Origin of the sequence: Stenotrophomonas maltophilia (assembly GCF_023518235.1) — a bacterium.
In the GTDB taxonomy this organism is placed as follows: domain Bacteria; phylum Pseudomonadota; class Gammaproteobacteria; order Xanthomonadales; family Xanthomonadaceae; genus Stenotrophomonas.
Map to the genome: position 1 here is coordinate 2,871,372 of NZ_CP090423.1, position 23,444 is coordinate 2,894,815.

A 23,444-nucleotide genomic window follows, 5' to 3' on the forward strand; every position below is an offset into this window, starting at 1 on the left:
GCCTGCATCCACGCATGGCGTGGATCTACCGAAGCAGCAGCCGAGCGTGGGCTCGGCGCTACAACGGCATTCCGCTTACCGCTTCCACACCGGGAACGCCTGCGGCAGCTGCTGCCACAGCAACGGCCCCGCACGTAGTTCCTGGTAGTTGAGCAGGCATGCATCCAGCTCAGCACGCACCGCACGCTCATCCATGTGCACGCCGATCACCACCAGTTCCTGCCGACGGTCACCCCAGAGCGGATGCCACAGGCGGGCCATCGCCGAATGTGCGGCGCTGTCCGGGAATTCCTCCACACCGGGCAGCGGCGCGCTCCAGCATTCGGCCTGCTGCCGTGCCCAGCCCAGATCGCTGTACGGTAGTGGCGTGGGCGGCAGCAGCGGCGTGGTGTCTTCCTGGCCGGCACGCACCCGTTCGCGCGCCGCATACCAGAAGCCGGCGGCCTGAGTGCGGGTGGCCGCGCCCACGCTGTTCAGCTCGCCCACCCAGTCCATGCGGTTGGCCAACCAGAACCAGCCCTTGCTGCGGATCACCCCCGGCATGCCCGACTGCAGTGCCCGCGCAAAGCGCATGGGATGGAACGGACGCCGCGCGCGGTAGACGAAGCTGCCGATGCCGTACTCCTCGGTTTCCGGCGTGTGCTCGCCGCGCAGCTCCTTCACCCAGCCCGGTGCGCGTTGCGCGCGTTCGAAGTCAAAACGGCCGGTATCCAGCAGCTCGGCCAGCGGCACGTCTCCGAAACGGGACAGCAGCAGCTTCGCATCACGGTTCAATCCACGCAGCACCGCCAGCGTGTCCTGCAGCACCTCGTCATCCACCTGGTCGATTTTGCTCACCACAATCACATCGGCGAACTCCACCTGCTCGCACAGCAGATCGACCACGCCACGGTCATCGTCCGGACCCGCCTGCTGGCCACGCTCGGCCAGGCGCAGCGTCGAACCGAAGTCGGCCAGGAACGCGCTGCCGTCCACTACGGTCACCATCGTGTCCAGGCGTGCAATGTCGCTCAGGCTGAAACCGTGCTCGTCGCGCACCGCGAAAGTGGCTGCCACCGGCATCGGCTCGCCGATCCCGGTCGATTCGATCAGCAGATAGTCGTAGCGGCCGGCCTCGGCCAGGCGCCGCACTTCCTGCAGCAGATCGTCGCGCAGGGTGCAGCAGATGCAGCCGTTGCTGAACTCCACCAGCGTTTCTTCGGTACGGCGCAGCTCAGCGCCGCCCTCGCGCAGCAACTGCGCATCGATGTTCACCTCGCTCATGTCGTTGACGATGACCGCCACGCGCAGGCCCTCGCGGTTGCGCAGGATCTGGTTGAGCAGGGTGGTCTTGCCGGCCCCGAGGAAGCCGGACAGCACGGTGACCGGAAGGCGACGGTCGGCGCGGGAAACAGTGTTCATGTCGGAGCGGGTTGGCTGCGGAACGGAAATGTTACTGTATAACAATTGCCGCGCAAGGAACCTCCCCCGATGAAGTCCTCCTCCGCCGCCCTGCTCGATGCCGGCGCGGTCGCCCTGTCCAGCCTGTGCCTGCTGCACTGCCTGGCGCTGCCGCTGCTGGCCGCCGCGCTGCCGCTGTTCGGCGCCTGGGCCGAAGCGGAATGGGTGCACCTGCTGTTCGTGGCCATCGCCCTGCCGCTGACCGGCTATGCGCTGTGGCGCGCCGAGCGTCGCCGTCCCCTGCCCGTGCTGGCCTGGGCCACCGCCGGCAGCGGGCTGGGCCTGCTGCTGGCCGGCGCGCTGGCGCTGCCCTCGCATGACTGGGAAACCCCGATGACCGTCACCGGCAGCCTGCTGCTGGCGGCAACGCATCTCTGGAACGCCCGGCACCGCCATCGGTAATGCCGGCCGCCGGCCGGCAACCGCATGAACGCCGGCCGCCACCTGATATTGCCGGCCAGCGGCCGGCACTACCCCATCACTTGCCGTAGCGGCGCAGCAGCTCCACCAGCACCTCGGCCTCGGCGGCCCGCTGCTGCGGGTCTTCGGCACCCACCACATGCTCCTGCAGATGCTCGTGCAGCAGCTCCATCAGCAGGCTGTGGGCCGCACCGCGCACCGCGGCCACCTGCACCAGCACGTCCGCGCAGTCACCGGCCTCCCCTTCGGGCTTGTCCAGCGCCTGCTCCAACGCCGCCACCTGGCCGCCGATACGGCGCACCCGGGTCAGCAGCTGCTTTCGATTCTTGTGTACATGGGCCATCTGCGTATCGTATACCCTATGGGGGTATCCTTCCACCCTCTGGTTTCCTCATGCACCTGGACGCCCTCGCCGCCGCCCGTCGTCACGAACACCGCTTCGACGACGGCAACCCGCTGGCCGAACGCAATACCCGCCGCGCCCTGTGGCTCACCGTCAGCATGATGCTGGTGGAGATCGTCGGCGGCTGGTGGTTCAACTCCATGGCCGTGCTCGCAGACGGCTGGCACATGAGTTCGCACGCGCTGGCGCTGGGCCTGTCGGTGTTCGCTTACCGCTGTGCGCGCCGCTACGCGCTCGACCCGCGTTTCGCCTTCGGCACCTGGAAGATCGAGATCCTGGCTGGCTACACCAGCGCCATCGCCCTGCTCGGCGTGGCCGCGCTGATGGCGGTGCAGTCACTGGAGCGGCTGTGGGTGCCCGCGCCGATCCACTACGACCAAGCCATCGCCATCGCCGTGGTCGGCCTGGGCGTGAACCTGCTGTGCGCCTGGTGGCTGCATGACAGCCCGGGGCATGCGCATCACCACCACGGGCACGGGCACGACCATGGCGACCACCACGGGCATGATCACGATCACCACGATCACTCGCACGGCCACGACCTCAACCTGCGCTCGGCCTACGTGCACGTGCTGGCCGACGCCGCCACCTCGGTGCTGGCCATCGTCGCCCTGCTCGGTGGCAAGCTGCTGGGCCTGACCTGGCTGGACCCGGTGATGGGCCTGGTCGGCGCGGTGCTGGTCACCGTGTGGGCGATCGGTCTGCTGCGCGACAGCGGCCGCATCCTGCTGGACGCACAGATGGATGCGCCGGTGGTGGCCGAAGTGCGCGAAGTGATCGAGCAGGGCCCGTGGCCGGCACGCCTGGCCGACCTGCACGTCTGGCAGGTAGGCCGCGGCAAGTACGCGGTCAGCGCCAGCGTGGTCACCAGCGACCCCCAGCTGGATGCCGACAGCGTGCGCCAGGCACTGGCCATCCACGAAGAACTGGTGCACGTCACCGTGGAGATCCACCGCATCACGTGAACCCATCGGTAGTGCCGGCCGCTGGCCGGCAACCCCATGGACTGCGAATGCCGGCCAGCGGCCGGCACTACCCCTAGAGCTTCAACAGCATCCGCAGCAGGTACATCAGCAGCGGCGCCGCACTCAGTACCGCGCCGCCAATACCGATCCATGGCCAGCGCTCACCGCGCACGCGCGAGGCCACCGCCAGTCCGCACCCCACCAGCGCGGCCCCCAGCACGCCCACGCCCAGCCCTGCGGCCAGCCCATTGCCGCCGGCCGCCAGTGACGCCTGCGCCGCCAACGTGCCCGCGCCCCAGCCCACTGCAATGCCCAGCCAACTGGCCACGCCGCACCACGGTGCCTTGCCCTGCGCCATCCGAAAACCCCTCTGACCTTGCCGAATTTCTGTACGGGCCACGCCCCACTGCTGCCTACACTAGCCGCACCCGCCCTGTAGGGACATCCCATGCGCACGCTCCGCCTGCTGCTGCCCGGTGCCCTCCTGCTGCTCACCGCCTGCGGTGGTGAGGCAGGGCTTCCCTTCTCTGCCGACCCATTGCAGGGCTGCTTCGCCACCAGCGCGCGCAAGCCCGCCGATTTCCGCATCGACAAGGAAGGCGGCCAGTACTTCGTCTCCTTCGGTCGCGATGGCCAGTGGCAGCGCGACCCGAATGCCCTGCACAAGGCCAGCACCAGCGAGATCGGCCGCTACTTCCGCGATGACGCCGCACAGATCGACAGCGCCCTGATCCGCATGGCCGGCGGCTTCGGCATCTTCCACTTCAACAAGGGCGCCACGCTGAAAGGCAAGGCCAGCGACAGCGACTACATGGCACTGATGCTGATCGGCGCCGGGCCGGTGTATGCGGTGAAGTGTCCGTAAGTTGCAACGATTCTGATGGCCGCTCTCCGCCGGGCGAACACACACTGCCCTCTTTGGGCGGTGGACGATGCTGCTACTGTTCCTTCTGGTTGCGACAAGCACCGCAAAAACCCAAGGCGCGTATGACGAAGTACGCGAGATGCCCGATGGCCAGACCCTGGTGATGCGCACACTGGATTGGGACCACGGCAACGGCAGCCACGAGCGCGTTACCGTGCACTGGCTGCTGCTGGAAGACGGCCGCATGCGCTACGACTTTCATCGGCAGCCTCCGGAGACCCAGGATGCCCACCGTCGCTCATACGCGCTGCAGGGCATGCAGCCCTGACGTGGTGTCGCCATCATCTCAGGGGCAGGCAGCACGCACGGCTTCACCTGTACCCGTACAGAGCGCAGGCTCGGCCCTTAGGGGGTAGATCCACGCCATGCGTGGATGCAGGCACGGTGAAGCCGAGCATGGGCTCGGCTCTACAACAGCTGCGGTACCATGCCCTCCCCCGAACCGCCCCGGTACCCGCCGTGCCCCATTACACCGGCCCCCTGCTGACCCGTGACAGCGCCGACACCCTGCGCCGTGCCCATGACAAGGGCGCCACCGACTGGCAGGGCTCGCTCGATCTGGGGCGCAGCCAGGATACGGTTGCACTGGACGCCGAAGGCTTCGGCTTCCGCGACCAGCACTTCCCGTGGCCGGGCAAGCTGAAGGACCGCACGCTGTACTACTGGGATGGCGAGGACTTCGCGCCGATCTCGCGCTACAGCGGCTCACTCATCAAGCTGGTGCCCACCGAATGGGGCGCGCCGACCTTCGAGATCGACGGCATCAAGATGCTGCCCACCTCGAAGCTGTCGCCGTTCGAGGATGCGCGACGCAAGGTCGAGCTGGTCGCCCCGGCCGGCAAGATCATCCTCGATACCTGCGGCGGCCTGGGCTACTTCGCCGCCTGCGCGCTGGAGGCGGGCGTCGGCCAGATCCGCTCGTTCGAGAAGAACGCCGATGTGATGTGGCTGCGCACGCTCAACCCGTGGTCGCCCGATCCGGATTCGGCTGCTGCCGGGGGCCGCCTGCAGTTCAGCCACGGCGATGTCTCGCAGCAGATCGAACAGGTGGCCAGCAACAGCGTCGACGCAATCCTGCACGACCCGCCGCGCTTCGGCATTGCCGGCGAACTGTACTCGCAGGCGTTCTACGACCACCTCGCCCGCGTCATCCGCAAGGGCGGCCGCCTGTTCCACTACACCGGCGCACCGAATAAGCTCACCAGCGGCCGCGATGTACCCCGCGAAGTGGCCAAGCGGCTGGAAAAGGCCGGTTTCAAGGCAGAGCTGGCACTGGATGGGGTACTGGCTGTGAAGCGCTGAGCCTCACTCCGAATCCACTTTCGCCAGCTGCATCACCCACGCCGGCACCACCGGCTCGCCGGCATAGAAGTCTTTCGGCTTCTTCTCCGCCATCGCCCAGCGGTGCAGCCAGCTGGGGCCATAGCGGCCGTTGTAGCCTTCGGCGCCGCGCGCATAGGCCGGATCGCGCATCGCCTCGTCCAGTGACACGAAGCGATAACCACGGCGCTGGGTCGCCGCCACCAGTTCGGCGAACGTGGCCGCGTTGAGTTCGTTGGCATGCATCAGCCACACCTGCGGCAGCGCGTAGCCCAGCAGCGCCTGCGACTGCTTCTCGTAGTAATCCAGCTTGTTCAGCATGTACGGCACATAGCCCTTGCGCAGCTGTGCCAGCGTGGCCTCGCGTGCAGGCGAATCGGGTTGTTCGTTCATCACGTTGGCATAGGCGAACGCCCACACCCATTCGCCGTTGTCCACCGTCACCGGTGCCACGCGGTAGCCATGCGCCTTGAAGAACGTGTCCATCTGCGCGCGCTCTTCCGGTGTACGACCGGCGCGCAGGTAGGGATGGCGCATCCACTGCGGCGTCTGCCCACGCTCGGCCAGCAGCGGCCGCAGCACGGTTTCACCGCGCAGGAAATCCTGCTGGAACGCCGCCACGCCCTTGGCATTGAGGTCCATGTGCGAATAGGTGTGGTTGCCCAGCACGTAGCCGGCCTGCAGCCAGTCGCGCAGCATCTGCACCCGCGCCGGCTGCACCTGCCCACCCACCTCCAGCTTGTTCTCGTTGACGAAGCCGACCACCGGCACGTTGGCCTGGTGCAGCTGCGCCATCAACGCGGCGTGCCGCGCCTGCAGATCGGCCGGTACGATCGCGTCCACCCGCGCCCACGGCAGGTCATCGATGGTCACCGCAATGCGACGATCGACCTCGGCGGCCTGCACGGCCAGTGACAACAACAGCAACGGCAGGGCTCGCAACAACGCACGCATCGGTACTTCCTTGTCAGGACACTGCGTGGACTGTAGCGCGAATGCAGGCGTTCGCCGAGATGGGCCTCAGCCCTCGACGGATGCGTTGCCGCGTGCCACAGCCCGCCACAGCGCAAGGCTGGCCACCATCGCCATCAACAGCAGCGAGGTCAGCACCAGGGCCAGATCGTCGGGGTTGCGCTGCAGCGGCGCATGCTCGCGGGTGAGAATGTGGAACACCACCTGCTGCGCCTGCGCCAGCGGCACCTTGCCATGCTCGGTCAGATCCACCAGGCATGTCGCAGGTGACAGGGTGGCCAGACTGCGCCAGGCGTTCTCATACAGGTGCAGCGTCCAGCTCGCCAACGCCAATGCGGCGCCATGCAGCAGCGCCAGCGACCCGCCCGCCGCGCGCCATCGTTGGGGCAAGCGCAACGCCTGGCTGGCGCACAACGTCATGGCGCCCAACAGTGCCAGCACGATGCCCAGCAGCGGAATCCAGCGCAGGGGTTGCCAATCATCCAGCGCCTCGGCACGGGCCATCAGCTGCTCGGCCACCTGCAGCCGCGCCGCCGCATCCGGCCCGCCGCAGGCCGGGCTGAGCGGCTCCAGCAGCAGCGCGACGCGATGATGGAAGTAGCCGGCGTCCAGGCCCAGCGCCAGCAACGCGAGCACCTGCAACAGGAACAACATCAACGCTGGCCCGAACAGGCGGCCAAGACGGGAGGCAGTCGCGCGCATGGTTACATCCGTTACAAACTGCGGCCATGCTAACCAAGGGCGCCAGTGTTGTCGGCTAGCAGATGCGACACGCACGGCGCGTATCGGTAGGATGTGCATTCGGAAAGAGGCACGCGTGCAAGGAGTGCGCACGATGGTGACGCTGTACCTGGCGGTCCGCATGCTGCTGCCGCTGTTGACATTCGCGCTGGTGGCCTGGTTGCTGTCGCGCCTGATCAATGCGCGTGCCGCGCGCCTGCCGCCGGTGCCACTGAACCTGCCCGCGCACAGCCGCAGTCCACGCAGAAAGGACCGCCGCCTGTACGCGCGCGCACTGCGCCGCCGCCCGCGCCTGCGCAGCGCCATCGTTCCCGCCAGCGCCCCGCGTCGCTGGTACTTCGCCGGCACGATGGTCGCACTGGCGGCGCTGGCGGCTACGGTGGTGGCAATGCCCGATGGCGCACGCTTCCAGGTGATGGTCGAGAGCCTGCGCGGCTACCCGGTTACGATGGCCGAAGTGCGCGTTCCGGCGGCGGCGCAGCCGGTGGCGCTGCAACGATGGCAGCCCGCACTGGCGCCGCTGGCGCGCCCGGTCGTGATGCGCTACCCGATCGGCCGCTTCGGCGGCGACCATGAAGCGCGCGCCGTGCTGCCGGTACAAGTTCGGCACCTTGATGATCGACTACAGGTGGCCATTCCCTCAGCTGTGGATGCGCTTGCATTGCAGGCCGAACTGGCACGGTTGTCTGGCCTGCCGGCCAATGCGGTGTCGGTGCAGCAGGCAGACGTAGCCCCCTGGGCCGACGCCGGCTGGGCGCCACTGAGCCAGAGGTAGCGCCGAGCCCACGCTCGGCTGCCACCATCAATCACCGCGCGGCAGCTTGGCCGCCCACATGTTGTCCACCAGATTCGGGTACGGGCGCCCGTTCTCCTCCGCCCGCTGCCGCGCCGCCTCCTTCTGTGCGGGCGACAGCGGCTGGGATTTCTGGCCCTTGGGGTTGGGCTTCTTCCACGGTGGGGTCTGGGTCTTGCGCATGGCGCCAGCTTACTTCTTCAGGAAGTTCAGCAGCGCCAGATTGAAGTGGTCGGCATGGCTGGTGTTGCAACCGTGCGGCGCGCCTTCCAGGATCACCACCTCGCTGCCCGCAATGGCCTCATGCGTGCGCTCGCCCGAGCCCTCAAACGGCACGATGGCGTCGCTGTCACCGTGCAGGATCAAGGTCGGCACGGTGATCTTCTTCAGGTCATCGCGGAAATCGGTGGTGGCGAAGGACTGCATGCAGCCCAGCGCGGCCGTCTGGTCGGACTGATGGCACAGCGCGATCGCGGCCTGGCGCTGATCTTCGGTCACCATCAGCTTGCCGTCAGCGCTGAAGAAGTCGCGGGTGAAGCCATCGAAGAACGCCTCGCGATCCTTCTCCAGGCCACGGCGCATCTCATCGGCCTTGTCCTGGGTCAGCGGGCCGTCCGGGTTGTCGTCACTTTTCAGCAGGTACGGCGGCACAGCAGCAGCGAACACCACGCTGTGCAAGCGGTCCTCACCATGGTTGGCCACGTAGCGCGCCACCTCGCCACCGCCCATCGAGAAGCCGACCAACGTCACCTCGCGCAGGTCGCGCTCTTCGATCAAGGCCGCCAGGTCCGCCGCCAAGCTGTCGTAGTCATAGCCGTCGGCGGGCTTTTCGGAGCGGCCGAAGCCACGACGGTCGTAGCTGATCACCCGGTACTGGGCATCGCGCAGGATCGACACCTGCGATTTCCAGGCATCGGCCGACAGCGGCCAGCCATGGATCAGGATGACCGGGCGGCCATCGCCGCCGGTGTCTTCAACGTGCAGGCGGACGTGCAGGCGAATTGGGGAAGCGGACATGGGGGCTCCTGTGGAAGGGCAGAGTTGCAGGCTAGAGCCCCATCCCTATGCCGCCCGTGAGGGAATCGCGGCGCACTGTGACACGGCGTGCACAGGGTGGCCGGGCGGCCGTGCCGCCAAAACCGGGTTTCATCGCGCCCGGCGGCGGTTTCGTCGCAGCACGTCAGCGGGGCGCAGCGGGCCGTGCCAGCCTGCGTGAACCACTTCCGGGAGATTGCCCATGCTGCTGCTCACCCTGCCCCTGTTGGCCGCCGGCCTCGCCGCCGCCCCGACCGCGCCGGACACCCTGCGCGAACAGATCCGCCAGGCCGATACGCAGTTGTTCGCCGCCGCGTTCGATGCCTGCGACGCCGACAAGGCCGCGTCGATGACCACCGAAGACATGGAGTTCTTCCATGACAAGGCCGGCAAGTCCGCCAGCAACCGCGACGACTTCCGCCGCAGCGTGGCCGCGCTGTGCGAAAGCACCCGCGCCAACCACACGGGCCTGCGCCGCGAACTGGTGGAGAGCTCGTTGCAGGTGTTTCCACTGCACGACGAACGGGCGCTGGAGATCGGCGACCACCGCTTCCACGAGCGCGATGCGAAGGGCGTGGAGCGTTGGACCGGGCAGGCGCGCTTCATCCAGGTCTGGCGGCGCGTGGAAGGGCAGTGGCAGGTGGAGCGGGTGATCAGTTACGACCATCGGCCGGCGGATTGAGGGACGCCATGGCGATGGTTCGCGGGCCCGCTCTACATTCCGGGCCGCGGATGGGTGAGCAGGCGCGGAGGCGATTCGATCCCGCTACTCGAACTGCGGCACGAACAGGCCTTCCCGCTTCAGGACGTCCCTTGCCTGCGTGACATATTCGCTCACGGCCACTCGATCCATCGGCAGCATCTCGCCTTTCTTCCTTGCCGGCAGCAGCCTTCCCGCCTGCTGAAGACGGAACGCCTCGTGATCCTTCCGGTTGTTGATGGAGGACACCGTGCCGTGGACCTCCAGCAGCTGCAGTACACACACGTGGAACACCTGCGGCCTGCACTCCAGGATGAACTCTGAAACGGACATCCTGGGGTCGACGATGTACGGCTTGAACCGTTTGAAGAATCCCTTCCTCGCACCGTCCTCCAGGTTCCTGATGTAGACATCCAGCGGAACGTCGATATTGGAGAGATCATGAATGTACTGGTTCCTGATCTCGGCGATGGCCTTGAACATGGATTTCTGTTCGCTGTCGATGATGTTCATCTTGCGCAGGAGATTGATCCTCACCTCCTGCGGAAGATTACTGATCACATCGATTATCAGCGGCTCGCGCAGCGCATCGACCACGGCACGGGTAAAGACGGCCTCGACAAGCTGGGCGAGCTTGGAAATGAAGCTCCACGAGTCCTTCTCCTCATAGAGCGCCACGACGAATCCCTTCGGAATTCCGAGTTCCTTGCTCAGCCTCTCAAATGCGAGCTCGACGAGCGTGGTGTACGTACTCATGGAAAAGTGTCCCCTTAAAGCCCGATGACGCTACACGTCCCGTCTGGCTTCAACAAGCACTCCCCCCATTTGCAACACTTCCTGGTCCATCGCCATCCGAGCCGCATCAATGAGAAAGGGCCCGCACCACGGCCAACGGCCGACGGCACGGGCCCATCAACTCAGCGGATTCACATTACAACTGAATCCGCGCCACGCTCTCGTTCGCGTCCTTGGCATCCTTCTCGCCGTTCTTGATGCTCACGAACAGCACGTTGTTCTTCGCATCCAGCGCCAGGCTGTTCGGGTGGGTCGGCACGGTGTAGGTGGCCACCTTCTGGTAGCTGTCACTGTTGTAGGCCGTCACCGTGCCCGCTTCGCGGTTGGTCACGTACAGGCGCTTGCGCGGTGCGTCCAGCAGGACGCCCAGCGGGCCGGCGTCGGTGGGGATGCTGGCCAGTTCTTTGCCGGTGCTGCGGTCCAGCACCAGCACGCGCTGGCCCGGGTGCTTGCTCACCAGGCCGCTGCTCTTGGCCTGGTAGCCGCGCAGCATCTCCGATCCCTGGTCGGTCACGAACAGGCGCTTGCCGGCCGGGTCCAGCGCGATGTTCATCGGCTGCTCGGCGGCGATCCTGTGCTGGGCCACCACCTTGTTCGAATCGGTGCCCACCACCACCAGATCGGCCAGCAGGTTGCTGGTGTACACGCGCTTGTTGGCCGCATCCAGCGCCAGACCCGGCGCCTTGGCATTGCCCAGGCCGTCGATGGTGTTGATCACCTTCTGCGTGGTGGTGTCGATCACGAACAGCACGCTGCTCACATCCGGCTGGCTGCTGTGGCCGGTCACGTACAGGCGGTTGGCGGCGCTGTCGACCACCAGCTCGCGCAGGTCGTGGGTGTAGGCGGCCTTGCCATCCTTGCCGGTCTTCTTTTCCATCAGCTGGATGGTGCCGATGGCCTTGTTCTGCGCGGTATCGACCACGGTCACCGACAGGTCCACGGTGTTGCCCACGTACAGGCGGTTGTGGGCGTCGTCCAGCACCACGCCGAACGCCTTGCGCTCCAGCGGGATGCGGGTTTCGACGGCCAGCGTGGCCGGGTTCAGGCGCAGCACCTGGGCCGGGCCGGCGTCATCGCCGAAGCCACCCGACGAGGCGACGAACACGGCGTTCTGTTTCGGGCTGTAGGCCAGCTCGTACAGGCCCTTGGCCACGGCCTGGCGCTGCACGGCCATGGTGGCGCTGGCGGCGGGGGCATTATCGGCGAAGGCGGCGGGCGCGCCGAGGCTGAGCGAGACGGCAAGGGCCAGGGCGGCCGAGCGGAAAGCGGAATGACGGAACATGCGAGCATCCTTGAAAGGGCACGGGAGGGTGTCCTGGCTCGCTGGGCCGTACGAAGACGGCCGTTCCGGCGTGTGCGCACGGAAGGGCTGGCTGGGTTAGCGGGGGGAATGGTAGCAGGAGACAGGGGGGCGGGGTGGGCTCCTATACCGGGCGCCCGCGCAATCCCTGCGCAACGCCCAGGGGCCCGCCCTAAAGTTCCACCCGTTGCTGCCGCCTAGCACTAGGTGTTGCAATCATCCCAAGGCGGAATGAGTCCGCCCGCATCGTCAAGTAATGGAAGGCCCGATGTCCGAATTCTTCACACAAGAACATTTCAACCTGCTGCAGTCGCTGCAAGGGAAGAAGTTCGATCAAACCGATGCCGCGCATCAGACCGCCTACAACAAGCTGCGCCAGGCCTACGATTTGACGCAGGACTGGGCGAACCGCATCAAGGCGGCGCGCTTCTCCAATGGCCGCGTCAGTATCCGCCGACGCGCCACCAACCAGGGCAATCACTTCGCTGGCTACAACTGGGCGAAGATTTATCCCGATGCCGCGTCGCCGCCTTCACTGGCCTACACCGTTGGCCTCAACGGCCATGACGGCTTCGTCGTCAAGATCGACACGGTGAAGTTGCAAGACAACAACCCCATGCGTGAGGCCTATCTGAAGTTGCGTGGCCCGTTCCAGTCCTCACCCATTGTTAAAGTGCTACCGATCGACCAAGGGCTGTCGCTTGGCATGGAAGATCTGGTGGCGTGGAGTTTGAACGCCATCGCCGAGTTCGGGCTGAGCTACGACGAAGTGGCAAAGCGCATTGGCCAGCCCGATGAAGTTGAGCCGGATGCCGTGCTGAGACACTTCGATATCAACGAAGACTTCCGCACCATGCGCAAGGGTTGGACCACGGAAGAAACAGCACAGTTCTGCAGACTGGCTCGGCTGGTGCATTACTCGGGAATGGACTGGTGGTTCGCAGGTACCCACACCCATCTGCGCTTTGGCCGGAAGAACGCCGGCAGCGGGCGGGCCGTTTCGGTGGTTGGGCTGGTGACAGGTTCGCTCGCCTGCCGGGTTACCTGGCGACCTGAGTTGCCAAGCATTTCCAAGTTCGTTCGCAAGGTCATCTCAGAGAAGATGGTCGACAACATCGCGACCGCGCTGGATGCCGATGATGAGGCCCTGCAGGAGCTGATTCGAACCGACGAAGAGCGCGAGGGTTTCTGGCCTGGCCAGGCCGACAATGACGCGTCTACCACCTCTGATCTGTCGGACGTAGACGACAATGATGAAGGACTGCCCGCGGTGCAGAGCGAGGTCGCGGAAAGGCTTGCGTTCAATCGCATCTACTTCGGTCCGCCAGGAACCGGCAAAACGTACGAGCTCAAGTTCCTGCTGGATGATCAGTTCACAGCTGAGGCGGACGAGAAGTCGGCGGTTGAAGGCGGGACCGAACGCTACACCTTTGTCACCTTCCACCAGTCCTACGGCTACGAGGATTTCATCGAAGGGCTGCGCCCGGTCATCGAGGATAGCGCGCAGGGCCAGGTACGCTATGAAGTTCGTCCGGGCGTGTTCCTGAAGCTCTGCGAGCGTGCGCGCAAGTATCCCGATGAAATGTTCGCCATCGTTATCGACGAGATCAATCGCGGCAACATCAGCAAGATCTTCGGCGAACTGATCACATTGATTGAACTGGACAAGCGGACCGGCATGAAGAACTGCCATTCGGTCACGCTACCCTACTCACAGCAGCTGTTCTCCGTTCCGCGCAATGTCAGCATCATCGGCACCATGAACACGGCCGACCGATCCCTGGCATCTCTGGACACCGCGCTTCGCCGCCGATTCGAGTTTGAGGAAGTGCTCCCCAACTCAGAAGACGGCGACCTTGCTCCCCTGGGGGGTCTGCGCGTTAACAGGGATGACGTCTCCATTCATATCCCAAAGCTGCTCGCTGCAATGAACCAGCGCATCGAAGCACTCTACGATCGCGAGCATCTGATCGGCCATGCTTACTTCATGCCACTGAAGAACATCAAGGAAGACAGCGAGCGCATGACCGCCCTGACCGCGCTGTTCGAGAAGCAGATCCTGCCTTTGCTGGAAGAGTACTTCTACGACGACTGGCAGAAGATTCGGTTGGTGCTTGGCGACAACCAGAAGCATTCAAGTCTGCAGTTTGTGCAGGAGACCACCAACGATGACCAGACATTGGAACGCCTGTTCGGCGCCAATGCTGCGGCCGAGGGACAGGGTGCACGGCCGCGTTTCAATCGAAATCCGGATGCCCTGAGCAAGCCAGACGCCTACGTGGGCATCTACAACACGCTGCTGGGCAACGAGTGAGCACGGCAGCCACGCTCACCCTGCACGAGTACGACGTACTCGTACCGGCGTCATCATCGGGCACGGCGCCCGGTGGTGCGCGCGTCGTACCCGATGGCGTTTACCGGTGGCTGGAACGGCAGTCGTTGGAACTGATCGACGGCAAGCTCTCCCCATGGGTGCGCCGTTGCCGCCGCGGTGTTCAGGTCACCAGCCATGTGGGCGTGGTTACCGCGCCAGGCGGCCAACAGATCGAGATCCTGCCCAAGGTGGGCAAGGCGCTGGATGCAGGGGCCGGTGAGGCGCGCGGCCTGCTGTTGAGGATGTTGCGTTGCCTGCAGGAGTTCTCGCACCTTCGGTTCGGCAATGCGCAGCTTGCCGCCGACAGCATGCCACTGCTGGACGTGTTCGTTGGCGAGTTCCTGCGCACGGTGGTGGCGGTCACCCGCACCGGGCTGCGCGGCCAGTACCAGACGCGCGAGGATGACCTGCCCGCGCTGCGCGGAAGGCTGCTCGTTGCCCAGCATCTACGCCGCAATCTGGTTCGTGCCGATCGCTTCCACACCGCCCATGATGAATTCAGCATCGACAGGCCGGAGAACCGACTGATCCACACGGCGTTGCGCAGGGTGCTTGGCGCGACCCGGGTGACCAACCATCAGCGCTTGGCGCGGGAGCTGCTCGCGTTCTTCGCTGAGGTGCCGGTCAGCCACACCCCAGACCAGGACATGCAGCGGGTGCAGCTGGACCGCAACATGCGCACCTATCGCGAAGCGCTGGATTGGACCCGTTTGATCCTGCAAGGGCTCTCGCCCACATCGGCGGTGGGCGCGCAGCAGGCACCATCGTTGCTGTTCCCGATGGAACGGCTGTTCGAGGCGTACGTGGCCAGGCACTTCCAGAAGCAGCTACCGGCGCATCTTGCGCTGGATACCCAGGTAAGGCGGCATCATCTGGTGCATCACGGCGGTGCGAAATGGTTCCAGCTGCGCCCGGACATGGTGGTGAGCCGGCAGAAGACAGACGTACTGGTGTTGGACACCAAGTGGAAGCTGCTGGACGCCGGCCAGGCCAATGGCACCCACAAGTACGGCCTGCAGCAGGATGACTTCTACCAGCTGCACGCCTATGGGCGCAGCTATCTGGATGGACAGGGTGTGGTTGCGCTGGTCTACCCGCGTACCGACAAGCTGAATCAGCCGCTGCCGGTGTTCGACTTTCCGGGCAGCGAAGGGCTGCGGTTGTGGGTGCTGCCGTTCTGCCTGACGCGGGCCGAGGTATTGCTGCCTGAGGGGTGGGTATGGCCGGAGGACAGTGTGGCGGGTTGAATCCAACATCTTGAGACGAGGGCGCGTCATCCTCCCGTCCCACTGGAGGATGACCATGACCCGAATCGACGCCACATGGCTGGAAGCGTTCGACAAGGAGTTGCTGCATCTGTTCGCCATCGACCATGGCGATGCCGGTATGGATGAGTATCTGCTGGGTTGCTACGCGGATCTGCCACCGCGCGAGGCGGCGCTGGCATTCGGCAGCGACTACGACCTGGAGCGCGACGATGCCTTGTGGCCACGGCCGGGCGTAGCGCCGAAGCGTTAAGCCGTGTCGTAATTGGCACGCCTCGCCTACCGCCGCTTTGAGCTGAGTGTCGCTTTTGGAACCGCGGGCGGCGGCAAACCGTGCTTTTAGGAGCGCATTCAGGCGGTAACTTAACAACGGCCGAGACCGCTGCACGGCAAGGGTTCCGCCCTGTGCCTGCCATGCAACAATGCCGGAAGCGTCAGCATCTGAGGCCCTTGTGGCCTACGAATTCTTGGCAATTCGCATTAGTGCGGGTACATCTTGGCGTGCCACCGGAAAAGGGTGGCGCGGGACTCGAAAACCCGTCCATGTACCAGATGTATGCGCTTGCCGGCCGGCGTCACCTTTTGTGGGGCGCCGGCTGGCAATCCGTTCGCGTTCTATGGCGGACGGTGCGTGGGGATCTTCGGATCCGCCGGTCTGGTACATACCGGTTTTCGAGCCCGCACCGTCCGCCGCCTTTACTGGTGGCGCTGCTATCTGTCCTGTACGGAGCATTGCCATGAGCACCTCGGACTTCCGTTCCCTGCACGCGCTATACGATCCGGACAACGCCGACGCCGACGCCGAGCGCGAACCGTCCACCGATCCCAACTCCTTCGTCGCCACGTTGCGCCGCATCGGAACCGGTGCGGCGGCAGACGGCCAGCCTTGGCCGGAGCGGCATCAGCTGCCTGGACGCTGCCTTCAGTTGGCAGATGCGGACTGCGCCGTGGCCGGTCTGCGTGTGGTCGCGGAGTTGATGCTGGCTGCGGAGCGCACGCGCCAGAATGGTGCGCCCGAGGAGTACCTGGGGGATCGGGTGATGGAAGGGTTGAAGATGGCGTGCGTGGCGTTGACGGCGCAGGTGGCTGATCGGTTGCAGGTGCGGGAGTAGCACGCGCTTCGCTACGCACATCCGCTGCAATGCACCGGATCGTGTCCGCGATGCGAGACATCCGCCGCAGCCTGAGCCTTATGGCCTCCAACGCTGGCCTCACTATGCCAAGCCGGACTTTACTTGCCCTGGCGGCGGCAGCGCTGCTGGGATTGCTCATTGGCCGGGTGTATGTACCGGCCACCACCATGAATCTTGAGATCTACCCAAGTCTCGCCGACTCGGAGTTCTCGATGTTTCAGGCCGAAGCCAAGCGCTTCGCCGAAGAGTTGACCTGCCAAGGAGTCACCATCGGAAAGCATGATTCCGGCGCGCACTTCTTTGTCGTGAGCGTGCGGACTGATCCTATCCTGTTCGCGGACAACTCTGGCCCTAGGCTGTTGGTCGTCACCATGCCTGCGGTTGCGGGCGATGCAATGGACCTACAACACTGGAAAGATGGATGGGACTCACCAGAGAAACGAAGGAGAAATTTGAGCTCGCCTGAGAGCAGCTGCGCTCGTTCCGCATCCCAGTAGCGCCCATCTGCATCTTTCCCATCAGCCAAACGCGTCAACCAATGACACAAGTAACCTGGTTCTGGCTAGAATCCTGGGCACTTAGCTTCTGGGACAGGGATCTAGGATGGAACTCCCATTCGAGGTGGGCGCGCTCTACAACCGTCAAAAGCAGATCCATGGCGTCTTTGGCGGGCAGCAGCAAGGCGGCATTTCGACACCCAAGGATCATCCGCTAGTCATCGCGTTCACTGGCGAGGCCGGCGTGTCTCACGGCTACCATGATTTCTGGGACGACGACGAAGTCTTTCATTACTTCGGCGAGGGCCAAGTCGGAGACATGAAGTATGTGGCGGGCAACCGAGCGATTGGTGAGCACGTCAAGGATGGCAAGACGCTCATAGTGTTTCAGATGATGGGCAAGGGGCGGCCCTATCGGTACCTTGGTAGGTTCATGTGCCAGTCCTCTTACGTTCAACCTGGCACGCCCGATCGAGAAGGGCAGCCACGATCTGCCATCGTGTTCCGTTTGAGATCACTGGACGCTTCACTTGGCCTCGCGGCAGGAGAGACGGACCAGGCAGAGATCGATTCCTCTATCGATGACGTTGGCGCGACGACCACAAGACGCGAAACCGAAGTGCGGACGAAGCAACGCCTGTTCCGCGAGCGCTTGATCGGCGTCGAGAAGGGCTGCCGGCTGACTGGCATTGAGGATCTAAGGTTCCTCCGCGCAAGCCATATCAAGCCATGGGCGGACAGCACTCATAGCGAGCGCGTTGATGGGGAGAACGGGCTTCTGCTCGCTCCCCATGCGGATCTGCTGTTTGATCGGGGGTGGATTAGCTTTTCGGCAAGCGGTCTACTGCTCGTTTCCAACTATCTACCCTCCGATGTAAAAGATCGGATCGGCCTGAACTTGGATGCGCATCCTCATTACAGGAAGTTCTCCCAAAAGCAGCTTGGCTTCTTGGAATTTCACCGCAATCTTATATTCGATAGACGATAGTAGAAGCTGAGGAATCTGGCGCGATCATCGCGTCATCTTCCGTCCACTCCAGGAAAAATGGCAACAGCATCGACTACGCCACAGTCATTCAACTTCATCCAACAGAATCCGCTTGAGATCTAAAGCATCTCGATCTCGATGGTTAGCAGACAAGACAAATGACGCCTTTCCAAGATAATAATCACTGGCACTTGATCGCCGCTCATTCAAATATGCGAGATGATTATCAAGCCCAAACCTATCTACGTAATACGCAACTTTTCGCAATTCACGCCTATACTCCCGCGGGGCATTAACCTTCCCATTCACAACATGTCCAAGTACAACTTGCCGGCCACCAGATCTACTTACCCTAGTCTTCTTCTGATTGACAGTAAATCCTTCAGACTTAATAACGCTCATAACTTCTTCAATGATTGATTTCGAGAACTTCTGACCCGAAACCGTGAAGTCATCAGCGTATCTTGTATAGCGCAGCGAGTTCTCTCTAGCGTACGCAAGAAGGCGTCGATCTGCGGATCTCATAATAATGTTAGACAGGTATGGACTACATACGCCACCTTGAGGCAAGCAGTCGCAAACACAGCAAAGACTCGCAAGATCCCCTGAAACCTCAGATGAATAGCCAAGCGATCTAAATAGACCAAATACTCTCCCTCTCGTTATGCTTGGAAAGAAATCTGCAATGTCAACTCTAATTACAAACTTCTGTCCAACATGGAACCTAACCCCATCCCGCAGCTTCTTCCCGGGGACAAAAGCTTTTGCCGCAACAGACACAGGAATCCTCAGAAGCAAATTCTGATAAATCCATCGCTGAACGTCCTTAAGCGAAGGAAGAGGCTCGGATATCTCGCGAAATCCACCGGATTTCTTGGGGATCTCAAAATTCCGATAAAACAGGTGCGGAGAACCAACTGCCGACTCTATAAATCGGCTTGAATAGCCAGTCAGAGCACATAGATGCTCCCGGTCAAAGATTACGGGCAATCGTCTTTCAAGAAGGCCCTTCGCATAACTGAGGCAGCGGGAAAGATAAGATGGATCGTAATCTTCGCCGTCTCGCGAGATCAGCGCTTCAGTGAATCTTGCCGAATACTCATTAAAATCGGGAAGCGACTGTAGGGAGTGAGCGGTCAAATCACATTGTCCTTTCTGTTTTCACTGAAGCCGCTCTTTGGCTTCAGTGCGCCGGCTTCATGGCGCAGGTCGAAGGCGGCGTTGCGAGCTCCTGCTCGCGACGACGGATTCGGCCTGAGGCTTGAATGACAGTTCTTTCCAGATACGGCGACTCGCCGATCCTGCCTTGCGGCATGTGCTAACTCGCCGCTCACTCCCTACAGGCGCCTCTCAGTCCAATCTTACGTACTCTTGCGGCAAAAATACATCGAGAACAGATATTCCACTCCCAACTCTAGCTCCTTCAAGTGGAGATACCCATCCACTATGCTCGATGCTTTTATCACCCTCTGTCAAGGCTTTCAAACCACTCTCACTCAAGGCGAGGCCTTGATCGCTATCGATGATCATCCCGAGATCTTCAAGCGCTAGAAGTGCCCGCGCCACCTGACCAGGCGTGAACCCCTCCTTTACAACTTGTGGCATCGAAACTCTCTTTCGAACAAGAGCCAAGACTAGAACATTGAGTCGAGTAGCCCCCTGCTCATCATTCATCTCTCGAATACCCCCCCCCATGTCGGCCCCTTCCACCAAAACACAGGAAACGTATTATTAGGACAGAAACACATCAACACCAACGCCTCAGTGCGCTCATAGCCTAACTCAAATCGTCGCCCCACCTTCATTTTATTCTCCATACGCAACATTACTTCAATTGCGTAATTCTTATTTGAAATTCGAGAAGAACCACTGATTCCCTTTGGAAGATTTGCTAGGAAGATCGTACGAACTCCGGCTGACGCAAGTCTCGTACCCGCCTCTGCCATACCAACAAAAGCTGCGACGGATATTTGAGCTGCATGCACTCCTTGCTGCACCAACCCCTCCACCGCGCCAAGGGCAGTATTGCCGCTGCCGATATAGTCATCGACCATAAAGAAAGCCGTGGCATCTCCGCGTGAAATTATTTCCGCGGAGATTGTCTGAGAAGCCATTTTAAATTCGCGCCCAGTCGCTTTAGCTAGCCTCCCCAAAGATCGGCTCATGATCCATGCAATTGCATCGCCGCTCTTTGACTTTGAGGCCGGAACCTTATCAAGCAAGGGAAGCAGAACAATCGTCTTCACGGAGCTCGGAACGTCCTGCATCAACGCCTCAGCCAACTCGCTCCCCTTCTTCTTGTACTGTTCAAATTCGCATACTTGAAATTCTCCCAGCAGTTCGAATAGGAGCTCTCTGCCCTCGTGATCATGATAGTTGAAGAGCTCGATCATGTTTTCAAGTACTTCCATTGGAATCGAGCGGCTCTCCAGAATCTTTGTAAGCCTATCCAGATCTTCCACGTCGAGCATTCCGGCCCCCATGAGTTTGTCGCCTTAGCTTACAAGAAGTGAAAGCCAGTGCGCATCGCCCCACGCTCTTTCACAGACTAGGCATCAACGGAATTGAGCCAGTTTTTGGCACACAACTATGTTTTTCCATTGCAAGAAAAAGGCGGCCATTGGCCGCCCTTTCCCTGTGTCAACTAACTTACCAGATCAAACCCCAACAGGATTAGCCTTCTCCGGATCAATCTTGTACTGCTTGATCGCCCGGGCCACATCCTTCGCGGTCATCTTCCCTTCCTTCGCCAGCGCCGCAATCGCGGCATGCGCGATGTAGTAGCGATCCACCTCAAAGAACCGACGCAGGTTCGCACGCGTATCCGAGCGGCCGAAACCATCGGTACCCAGCACGGTGTAGCTCATCGGCACGAACGCACGGATCTGGTCCGCATACGCACGCACATAGTCGGTGGCGGCAATCGCCGGGCCCTGGCGGCCTTCCAGCAGCTCGGTCACGTAGGCCTTGCGCTGCTCACCTTCCGGATGCAGGCGGTTGGCACGTTCCACGTCGAAACCATCGCGACGCAGTTCGTTGAAGCTCGGGCAGCTCCAGATATCGGCGGTCACGCCGAAGTCCTTGTCCAGCAGCTCGGCCGCGGCAATGGCTTCGCGCAGGATGGTGCCCGAACCCAGCAGCTGCACGCGCAGCTCGCCCTTCTTCGGCTTGCCGGCGTCGGTCAACAGGTACATGCCCTTGACGATGCCTTCGGCCGCGCCTTCCGGCATTTCCGGGTGGGTGTAGTTCTCGTTCATCAGGGTGACGTAGTAATACTCGTCCACCTGGTCTTCCATCATGCGCTTGGTGCCGTGCTGCAGAACCACGGTCACTTCGAAGCCGAAGGTCGGGTCGTAGCTGCGCACGTTCGGAATGCCACCGGCCACCAGATGGCTGAAGCCATCTTCGTGCTGCAGGCCTTCACCGTTCAACGTGGTGCGGCCGGCGGTGCCACCCAGCAGGAAGCCGCGGGTACGCATATCCGCCGCCTGCCAGGCGATGTCGCCCACGCGCTGGAAGCCGAACATCGAGTAGTAGATGTAGAACGGCAGCATCGGCACGTTGCTGACCGAGTAGCTGGTACCGGCGGCCATCCACGAGCTGATTGCACCCGGCTCGCTGATGCCCTGCTGCAGCACCTGGCCGCTCTGGTCTTCGCGGTAGAACATCAGCTGGTCGGCGTCCACCGGCTTGTACTTCTGGCCGAACGGCGCGTAGATGCCGATCTGGCGGAACAGGCCTTCCATACCGAAGGTACGGGCTTCGTCGGCCACGATCGGCACGATGTGCGGGCCCAGTTCCTTGTCACGCAGGGTGATGTTCAGGCTCTGCACGAACGCCATGGTGGTGGAGTAGCTGCGCTCGCCGCTGCTCTTCAGCAGGCGGTCGTAGGCTTCAAGCTTCGGCGCCACGAAGGTCTTGTCGGCCTTGCGGCGGCGCTGCGGCAGGTAACCGCCCAGCGCGGCACGGCGTTCCTGCAGGTACTGCACTTCCGGCGAATCCGGGCCCGGGTGGTAGAACGGCACCTGGCCATCGGCCAGCTGCGCGTCGGTCACCGGAATGTTGAAGCGGTCGCGGAAGTGGCGCACCGCATCGTCGTCCAGCTTCTTGGTCTGGTGGGTCGGGTTCAGCGCTTCACCGGCGCTGCCCATGCCGTAACCCTTCACGGTCTTGGCCAGGATGACGGTCGGCATGCCCTTGGTGTTCACGGCCTGGTGGTAGGCGGCATACACCTTGTGCGGGTCGTGGCCGCCACGGTTCAGGCGCCAGATGTCGTCGTCGCTCAGGCCGGCCACCATCGCAGCGGTTTCCGGGTACTTGCCGAAGAAATGCTCGCGGGTATACGCGCCGCCGAAGGCCTTGCAGTTCTGGTATTCGCCGTCGACGGTTTCCATCATCAGCTTCTTCAGGACGCCGTCGGTGTCCTTGGCCAGCAGGGCATCCCAGTAACCGCCCCACAGCAGCTTGATCACGTTCCAGCCGCCGCCACGGAACACGCCTTCCAGTTCCTGGATGATCTTGCCGTTGCCGCGCACCGGGCCGTCCAGGCGCTGCAGGTTGCAGTTCACCACGAAGATCAGGTTGTCCAGGCCTTCACGGCCGGCCAGCGCGATAGCACCCAGGGTTTCCGGCTCGTCGCTCTCGCCGTCGCCGATGAAGCACCACACCTTGCGGTCGGACTTCTCGATCAGGCCACGGTTTTCCAGGTAGCGCATGAACTGCGCCTGGTAGATGGCGGCCAGCGGGCCCAGGCCCATCGACACGGTCGGGGTCTGCCAGTAATCGGGCATCAGCCACGGGTGCGGGTACGAGGACAGGCCACCGCCGTCCACTTCCATGCGGAACTTGTCCAGCTGCTCTTCGCTGATGCGGCCTTCCAGGAAGGAACGCGCGTAGATGCCCGGGGCGCTGTGGCCCTGGATGAACAGCAGGTCGCCCGGGTGGCTTTCGCTCGGGGCGCGCCAGAAGTGGTTGAAGCCCACGTCGTACAGGGTGGCGCCGGAGGCGAACGAGGCGATGTGGCCGCCCAGGTCACCCGGCTTGCGGTTGGCGCGGACCACGGTGGCCATCGCGTTCCAGCGGATGATCGAACGGATGCGCCATTCCAGCTCGGCATTGCCCGGGCTCTTGGCCTCGAGCTGCGGCTCGATGGTGTTGACGTACTCGGTGGTGGGAGAGAACGGCAGGTAGGCGCCCGAACGACGGGTCAGCTCCACCATGCCTTCCAGCAGCTGATGCGCGCGCTCGGAGCCCTCGACATCAATAACGGCCTTCAACGACTCGATCCACTCCTGGGTTTCCACAGGATTCGGGTCGTTGTTCAGCACCTCGTTCAACCAGTTCATTAGCGCTCCCATAACCGCACGCACGCGCGCGAC

General features: G+C 62.9%; 26 protein-coding genes. 13 read left to right on the forward strand and 13 right to left on the reverse strand.

The annotated features are described in order from the left end of the window. Positions 1-75 precede the first annotated feature (75 nt). Positions 76-1,401 (reverse strand): GTP-binding protein, encoded by a 1,326-nt coding sequence (locus LZ605_RS13480; RefSeq protein WP_249842081.1) that lies wholly within the window; start codon positions 1,399-1,401, stop codon positions 76-78. Positions 1,402-1,470: 69 nt separating this feature from the next. On the opposite strand from LZ605_RS13480, the gene LZ605_RS13485 reads away from it, so the two are divergent. Continuing rightward, positions 1,471-1,842, forward strand: a complete 372-nt coding sequence (locus LZ605_RS13485; protein ID WP_249842082.1) for a MerC domain-containing protein — start codon at positions 1,471-1,473, stop codon at positions 1,840-1,842. 76 nt (positions 1,843-1,918) lie between these two features. Here the strand turns inward: LZ605_RS13485 and LZ605_RS13490 are convergent, their stop codons facing one another. Beyond that, complete coding sequence (locus LZ605_RS13490) at positions 1,919-2,203, reverse strand: metal/formaldehyde-sensitive transcriptional repressor (RefSeq protein WP_106550496.1); 285 nt, start codon at positions 2,201-2,203, stop codon at positions 1,919-1,921. A 50-nt stretch (positions 2,204-2,253) separates the two neighbouring features. On the opposite strand from LZ605_RS13490, the gene dmeF reads away from it, so the two are divergent. Beyond that, positions 2,254-3,228, forward strand: a complete 975-nt coding sequence (gene dmeF, locus LZ605_RS13495) for a CDF family Co(II)/Ni(II) efflux transporter DmeF (protein ID WP_249842083.1) — start codon at positions 2,254-2,256, stop codon at positions 3,226-3,228. 73 nt (positions 3,229-3,301) lie between these two features. On the opposite strand, the gene LZ605_RS13500 is transcribed toward dmeF, so the two are convergent. Then, positions 3,302-3,586: a hypothetical protein gene (locus LZ605_RS13500; protein ID WP_249842084.1), complete on the reverse strand. Its 285-nt coding sequence runs from the start codon at positions 3,584-3,586 to the stop codon at positions 3,302-3,304. Positions 3,587-3,676: 90 nt separating this feature from the next. On the opposite strand from LZ605_RS13500, the gene LZ605_RS13505 reads away from it, so the two are divergent. From LZ605_RS13505 to LZ605_RS13515, 3 genes are all read left to right on the forward strand, one after another. Next, the gene (locus LZ605_RS13505) at positions 3,677-4,093 is read left to right on the forward strand and encodes a hypothetical protein (RefSeq protein WP_107232164.1); all 417 of its coding nucleotides are present in this window, start codon (positions 3,677-3,679) and stop codon (positions 4,091-4,093) included. 67 nt (positions 4,094-4,160) lie between these two features. Continuing rightward, positions 4,161-4,421, forward strand: a complete 261-nt coding sequence (locus tag LZ605_RS13510; RefSeq protein WP_249842085.1) for a hypothetical protein — start codon at positions 4,161-4,163, stop codon at positions 4,419-4,421. A 128-nt stretch (positions 4,422-4,549) separates the two neighbouring features. Beyond that, the gene (locus LZ605_RS13515; protein WP_249844916.1) at positions 4,550-5,455 is read left to right on the forward strand and encodes a class I SAM-dependent methyltransferase; all 906 of its coding nucleotides are present in this window, start codon (positions 4,550-4,552) and stop codon (positions 5,453-5,455) included. Positions 5,456-5,458: 3 nt separating this feature from the next. Here the strand turns inward: LZ605_RS13515 and LZ605_RS13520 are convergent, their stop codons facing one another. Next, positions 5,459-6,427, reverse strand: coding sequence for a polysaccharide deacetylase family protein (locus LZ605_RS13520; RefSeq protein WP_249842086.1), 969 nt, complete (start codon positions 6,425-6,427; stop codon positions 5,459-5,461). Positions 6,428-6,493: 66 nt separating this feature from the next. After that, on the reverse strand, positions 6,494-7,147 hold the full coding sequence (locus LZ605_RS13525; protein WP_249842087.1) for a hypothetical protein: 654 nt from the start codon (positions 7,145-7,147) through the stop codon (positions 6,494-6,496). A 133-nt stretch (positions 7,148-7,280) separates the two neighbouring features. Here LZ605_RS13525 and LZ605_RS13530 point away from each other — a divergent pair, with 133 nt between their 5' ends. Next, the gene (locus LZ605_RS13530; RefSeq protein ID WP_249842088.1) at positions 7,281-7,961 is read left to right on the forward strand and encodes a hypothetical protein; all 681 of its coding nucleotides are present in this window, start codon (positions 7,281-7,283) and stop codon (positions 7,959-7,961) included. A gap of 27 nt (positions 7,962-7,988) precedes the next feature. On the opposite strand, the gene LZ605_RS13535 is transcribed toward LZ605_RS13530, so the two are convergent. Together LZ605_RS13535 and LZ605_RS13540 are read right to left on the reverse strand one after the other, a co-directional pair. Next, the gene (locus tag LZ605_RS13535) at positions 7,989-8,162 is read right to left on the reverse strand and encodes a hypothetical protein (protein ID WP_249842089.1); all 174 of its coding nucleotides are present in this window, start codon (positions 8,160-8,162) and stop codon (positions 7,989-7,991) included. A gap of 9 nt (positions 8,163-8,171) precedes the next feature. Next, positions 8,172-8,996 (reverse strand): alpha/beta fold hydrolase, encoded by an 825-nt coding sequence (locus tag LZ605_RS13540; RefSeq protein ID WP_249842090.1) that lies wholly within the window; start codon positions 8,994-8,996, stop codon positions 8,172-8,174. A gap of 220 nt (positions 8,997-9,216) precedes the next feature. On the opposite strand from LZ605_RS13540, the gene LZ605_RS13545 reads away from it, so the two are divergent. After that, a complete protein-coding gene (locus LZ605_RS13545) occupies positions 9,217-9,696 on the forward strand; it encodes a DUF4440 domain-containing protein (protein WP_249842091.1) in 480 nt (159 codons plus the stop codon). Positions 9,697-9,780: 84 nt separating this feature from the next. Here the strand turns inward: LZ605_RS13545 and LZ605_RS13550 are convergent, their stop codons facing one another. After that, positions 9,781-10,470 carry a hypothetical protein gene (locus tag LZ605_RS13550; protein WP_249842092.1) on the reverse strand — a complete coding sequence of 230 codons (690 nt, stop codon included), beginning with the start codon at positions 10,468-10,470 and terminating at the stop codon, positions 9,781-9,783. Between the two features lie 175 nt (positions 10,471-10,645). Then, complete coding sequence (locus tag LZ605_RS13555) at positions 10,646-11,791, reverse strand: YncE family protein (protein ID WP_249842093.1); 1,146 nt, start codon at positions 11,789-11,791, stop codon at positions 10,646-10,648. A 286-nt stretch (positions 11,792-12,077) separates the two neighbouring features. Between LZ605_RS13555 and LZ605_RS13560 the strand changes: the two genes are divergently transcribed. The 6 genes from LZ605_RS13560 to LZ605_RS13585 all read left to right on the forward strand — a co-directional run bounded on the left by LZ605_RS13560 (position 12,078) and on the right by LZ605_RS13585 (position 18,066). Next, positions 12,078-14,123, forward strand: coding sequence for an McrB family protein (locus LZ605_RS13560; RefSeq protein WP_249842094.1), 2,046 nt, complete (start codon positions 12,078-12,080; stop codon positions 14,121-14,123). Continuing rightward, the gene (locus tag LZ605_RS13565) at positions 14,120-15,430 is read left to right on the forward strand and encodes an McrC family protein (protein ID WP_249842095.1); all 1,311 of its coding nucleotides are present in this window, start codon (positions 14,120-14,122) and stop codon (positions 15,428-15,430) included. The genes LZ605_RS13560 and LZ605_RS13565 overlap by 4 nt, the downstream gene beginning before the upstream one ends. 55 nt (positions 15,431-15,485) lie before the next feature. Next, the gene (locus LZ605_RS13570; RefSeq protein ID WP_249842096.1) at positions 15,486-15,701 is read left to right on the forward strand and encodes a hypothetical protein; all 216 of its coding nucleotides are present in this window, start codon (positions 15,486-15,488) and stop codon (positions 15,699-15,701) included. Between the two features lie 484 nt (positions 15,702-16,185). After that, positions 16,186-16,560 (forward strand): hypothetical protein, encoded by a 375-nt coding sequence (locus LZ605_RS13575; protein WP_249842097.1) that lies wholly within the window; start codon positions 16,186-16,188, stop codon positions 16,558-16,560. Between the two features lie 50 nt (positions 16,561-16,610). Continuing rightward, positions 16,611-17,078, forward strand: a complete 468-nt coding sequence (locus tag LZ605_RS13580; RefSeq protein ID WP_249842098.1) for a hypothetical protein — start codon at positions 16,611-16,613, stop codon at positions 17,076-17,078. Between the two features lie 106 nt (positions 17,079-17,184). Then, a complete protein-coding gene (locus LZ605_RS13585; protein ID WP_249842099.1) occupies positions 17,185-18,066 on the forward strand; it encodes an HNH endonuclease in 882 nt (293 codons plus the stop codon). A gap of 84 nt (positions 18,067-18,150) precedes the next feature. On the opposite strand, the gene LZ605_RS13590 is transcribed toward LZ605_RS13585, so the two are convergent. The 4 genes from LZ605_RS13590 to aceE form a co-directional block, all read right to left on the reverse strand. Further along, positions 18,151-19,206 carry a reverse transcriptase family protein gene (locus LZ605_RS13590; RefSeq protein ID WP_249842100.1) on the reverse strand — a complete coding sequence of 352 codons (1,056 nt, stop codon included), beginning with the start codon at positions 19,204-19,206 and terminating at the stop codon, positions 18,151-18,153. A 210-nt stretch (positions 19,207-19,416) separates the two neighbouring features. Continuing rightward, positions 19,417-19,740, reverse strand: a complete 324-nt coding sequence (locus LZ605_RS13595; RefSeq protein WP_249842101.1) for a hypothetical protein — start codon at positions 19,738-19,740, stop codon at positions 19,417-19,419. Further along, positions 19,737-20,528, reverse strand: coding sequence for a phosphoribosyltransferase-like protein (locus LZ605_RS13600; RefSeq protein ID WP_249842102.1), 792 nt, complete (start codon positions 20,526-20,528; stop codon positions 19,737-19,739). The genes LZ605_RS13595 and LZ605_RS13600 overlap by 4 nt, the downstream gene beginning before the upstream one ends. Positions 20,529-20,723: 195 nt before the next feature. After that, positions 20,724-23,411, reverse strand: a complete 2,688-nt coding sequence (aceE, locus tag LZ605_RS13605) for a pyruvate dehydrogenase (acetyl-transferring), homodimeric type (protein WP_249842103.1) — start codon at positions 23,409-23,411, stop codon at positions 20,724-20,726. Positions 23,412-23,444 lie beyond the last annotated feature (33 nt).

Bases quoted from the DNA above. Each gene is read 5' to 3' on its own strand.
- LZ605_RS13520 (WP_249842086.1), bottom strand. From the start codon at position 6,427: ATGCGTGCGTTGTTGCGAGCCCTGCCGTTGCTGTTGTTGTCACTGGCC.
- LZ605_RS13595 (WP_249842101.1), bottom strand. From the start codon at position 19,740: ATGAATGATGAGCAGGGGGCTACTCGACTCAATGTTCTAGTCTTGGCT.
- LZ605_RS13480 (WP_249842081.1), bottom strand. From the start codon at position 1,401: ATGAACACTGTTTCCCGCGCCGACCGTCGCCTTCCGGTCACCGTGCTG.
- LZ605_RS13510 (WP_249842085.1), top strand. From the start codon at position 4,161: ATGCTGCTACTGTTCCTTCTGGTTGCGACAAGCACCGCAAAAACCCAA.
- LZ605_RS13545 (WP_249842091.1), top strand. From the start codon at position 9,217: ATGCTGCTGCTCACCCTGCCCCTGTTGGCCGCCGGCCTCGCCGCCGCC.
- LZ605_RS13550 (WP_249842092.1), bottom strand. From the start codon at position 10,470: ATGAGTACGTACACCACGCTCGTCGAGCTCGCATTTGAGAGGCTGAGC.
- LZ605_RS13580 (WP_249842098.1), top strand. From the start codon at position 16,611: ATGCGAGACATCCGCCGCAGCCTGAGCCTTATGGCCTCCAACGCTGGC.
- LZ605_RS13560 (WP_249842094.1), top strand. From the start codon at position 12,078: ATGTCCGAATTCTTCACACAAGAACATTTCAACCTGCTGCAGTCGCTG.
- dmeF (WP_249842083.1), top strand. From the start codon at position 2,254: ATGCACCTGGACGCCCTCGCCGCCGCCCGTCGTCACGAACACCGCTTC.
- LZ605_RS13555 (WP_249842093.1), bottom strand. From the start codon at position 11,791: ATGTTCCGTCATTCCGCTTTCCGCTCGGCCGCCCTGGCCCTTGCCGTC.
- LZ605_RS13585 (WP_249842099.1), top strand. From the start codon at position 17,185: ATGGAACTCCCATTCGAGGTGGGCGCGCTCTACAACCGTCAAAAGCAG.
- LZ605_RS13535 (WP_249842089.1), bottom strand. From the start codon at position 8,162: ATGCGCAAGACCCAGACCCCACCGTGGAAGAAGCCCAACCCCAAGGGC.
- LZ605_RS13490 (WP_106550496.1), bottom strand. From the start codon at position 2,203: ATGGCCCATGTACACAAGAATCGAAAGCAGCTGCTGACCCGGGTGCGC.
- LZ605_RS13515 (WP_249844916.1), top strand. From the start codon at position 4,550: ATGGGCTCGGCTCTACAACAGCTGCGGTACCATGCCCTCCCCCGAACC.
- LZ605_RS13525 (WP_249842087.1), bottom strand. From the start codon at position 7,147: ATGCGCGCGACTGCCTCCCGTCTTGGCCGCCTGTTCGGGCCAGCGTTG.
- LZ605_RS13485 (WP_249842082.1), top strand. From the start codon at position 1,471: ATGAAGTCCTCCTCCGCCGCCCTGCTCGATGCCGGCGCGGTCGCCCTG.
- LZ605_RS13505 (WP_107232164.1), top strand. From the start codon at position 3,677: ATGCGCACGCTCCGCCTGCTGCTGCCCGGTGCCCTCCTGCTGCTCACC.
- aceE (WP_249842103.1), bottom strand. From the start codon at position 23,411: ATGAACTGGTTGAACGAGGTGCTGAACAACGACCCGAATCCTGTGGAA.
- LZ605_RS13575 (WP_249842097.1), top strand. From the start codon at position 16,186: ATGAGCACCTCGGACTTCCGTTCCCTGCACGCGCTATACGATCCGGAC.
- LZ605_RS13570 (WP_249842096.1), top strand. From the start codon at position 15,486: ATGACCCGAATCGACGCCACATGGCTGGAAGCGTTCGACAAGGAGTTG.
- LZ605_RS13540 (WP_249842090.1), bottom strand. From the start codon at position 8,996: ATGTCCGCTTCCCCAATTCGCCTGCACGTCCGCCTGCACGTTGAAGAC.
- LZ605_RS13500 (WP_249842084.1), bottom strand. From the start codon at position 3,586: ATGGCGCAGGGCAAGGCACCGTGGTGCGGCGTGGCCAGTTGGCTGGGC.
- LZ605_RS13530 (WP_249842088.1), top strand. From the start codon at position 7,281: ATGGTGACGCTGTACCTGGCGGTCCGCATGCTGCTGCCGCTGTTGACA.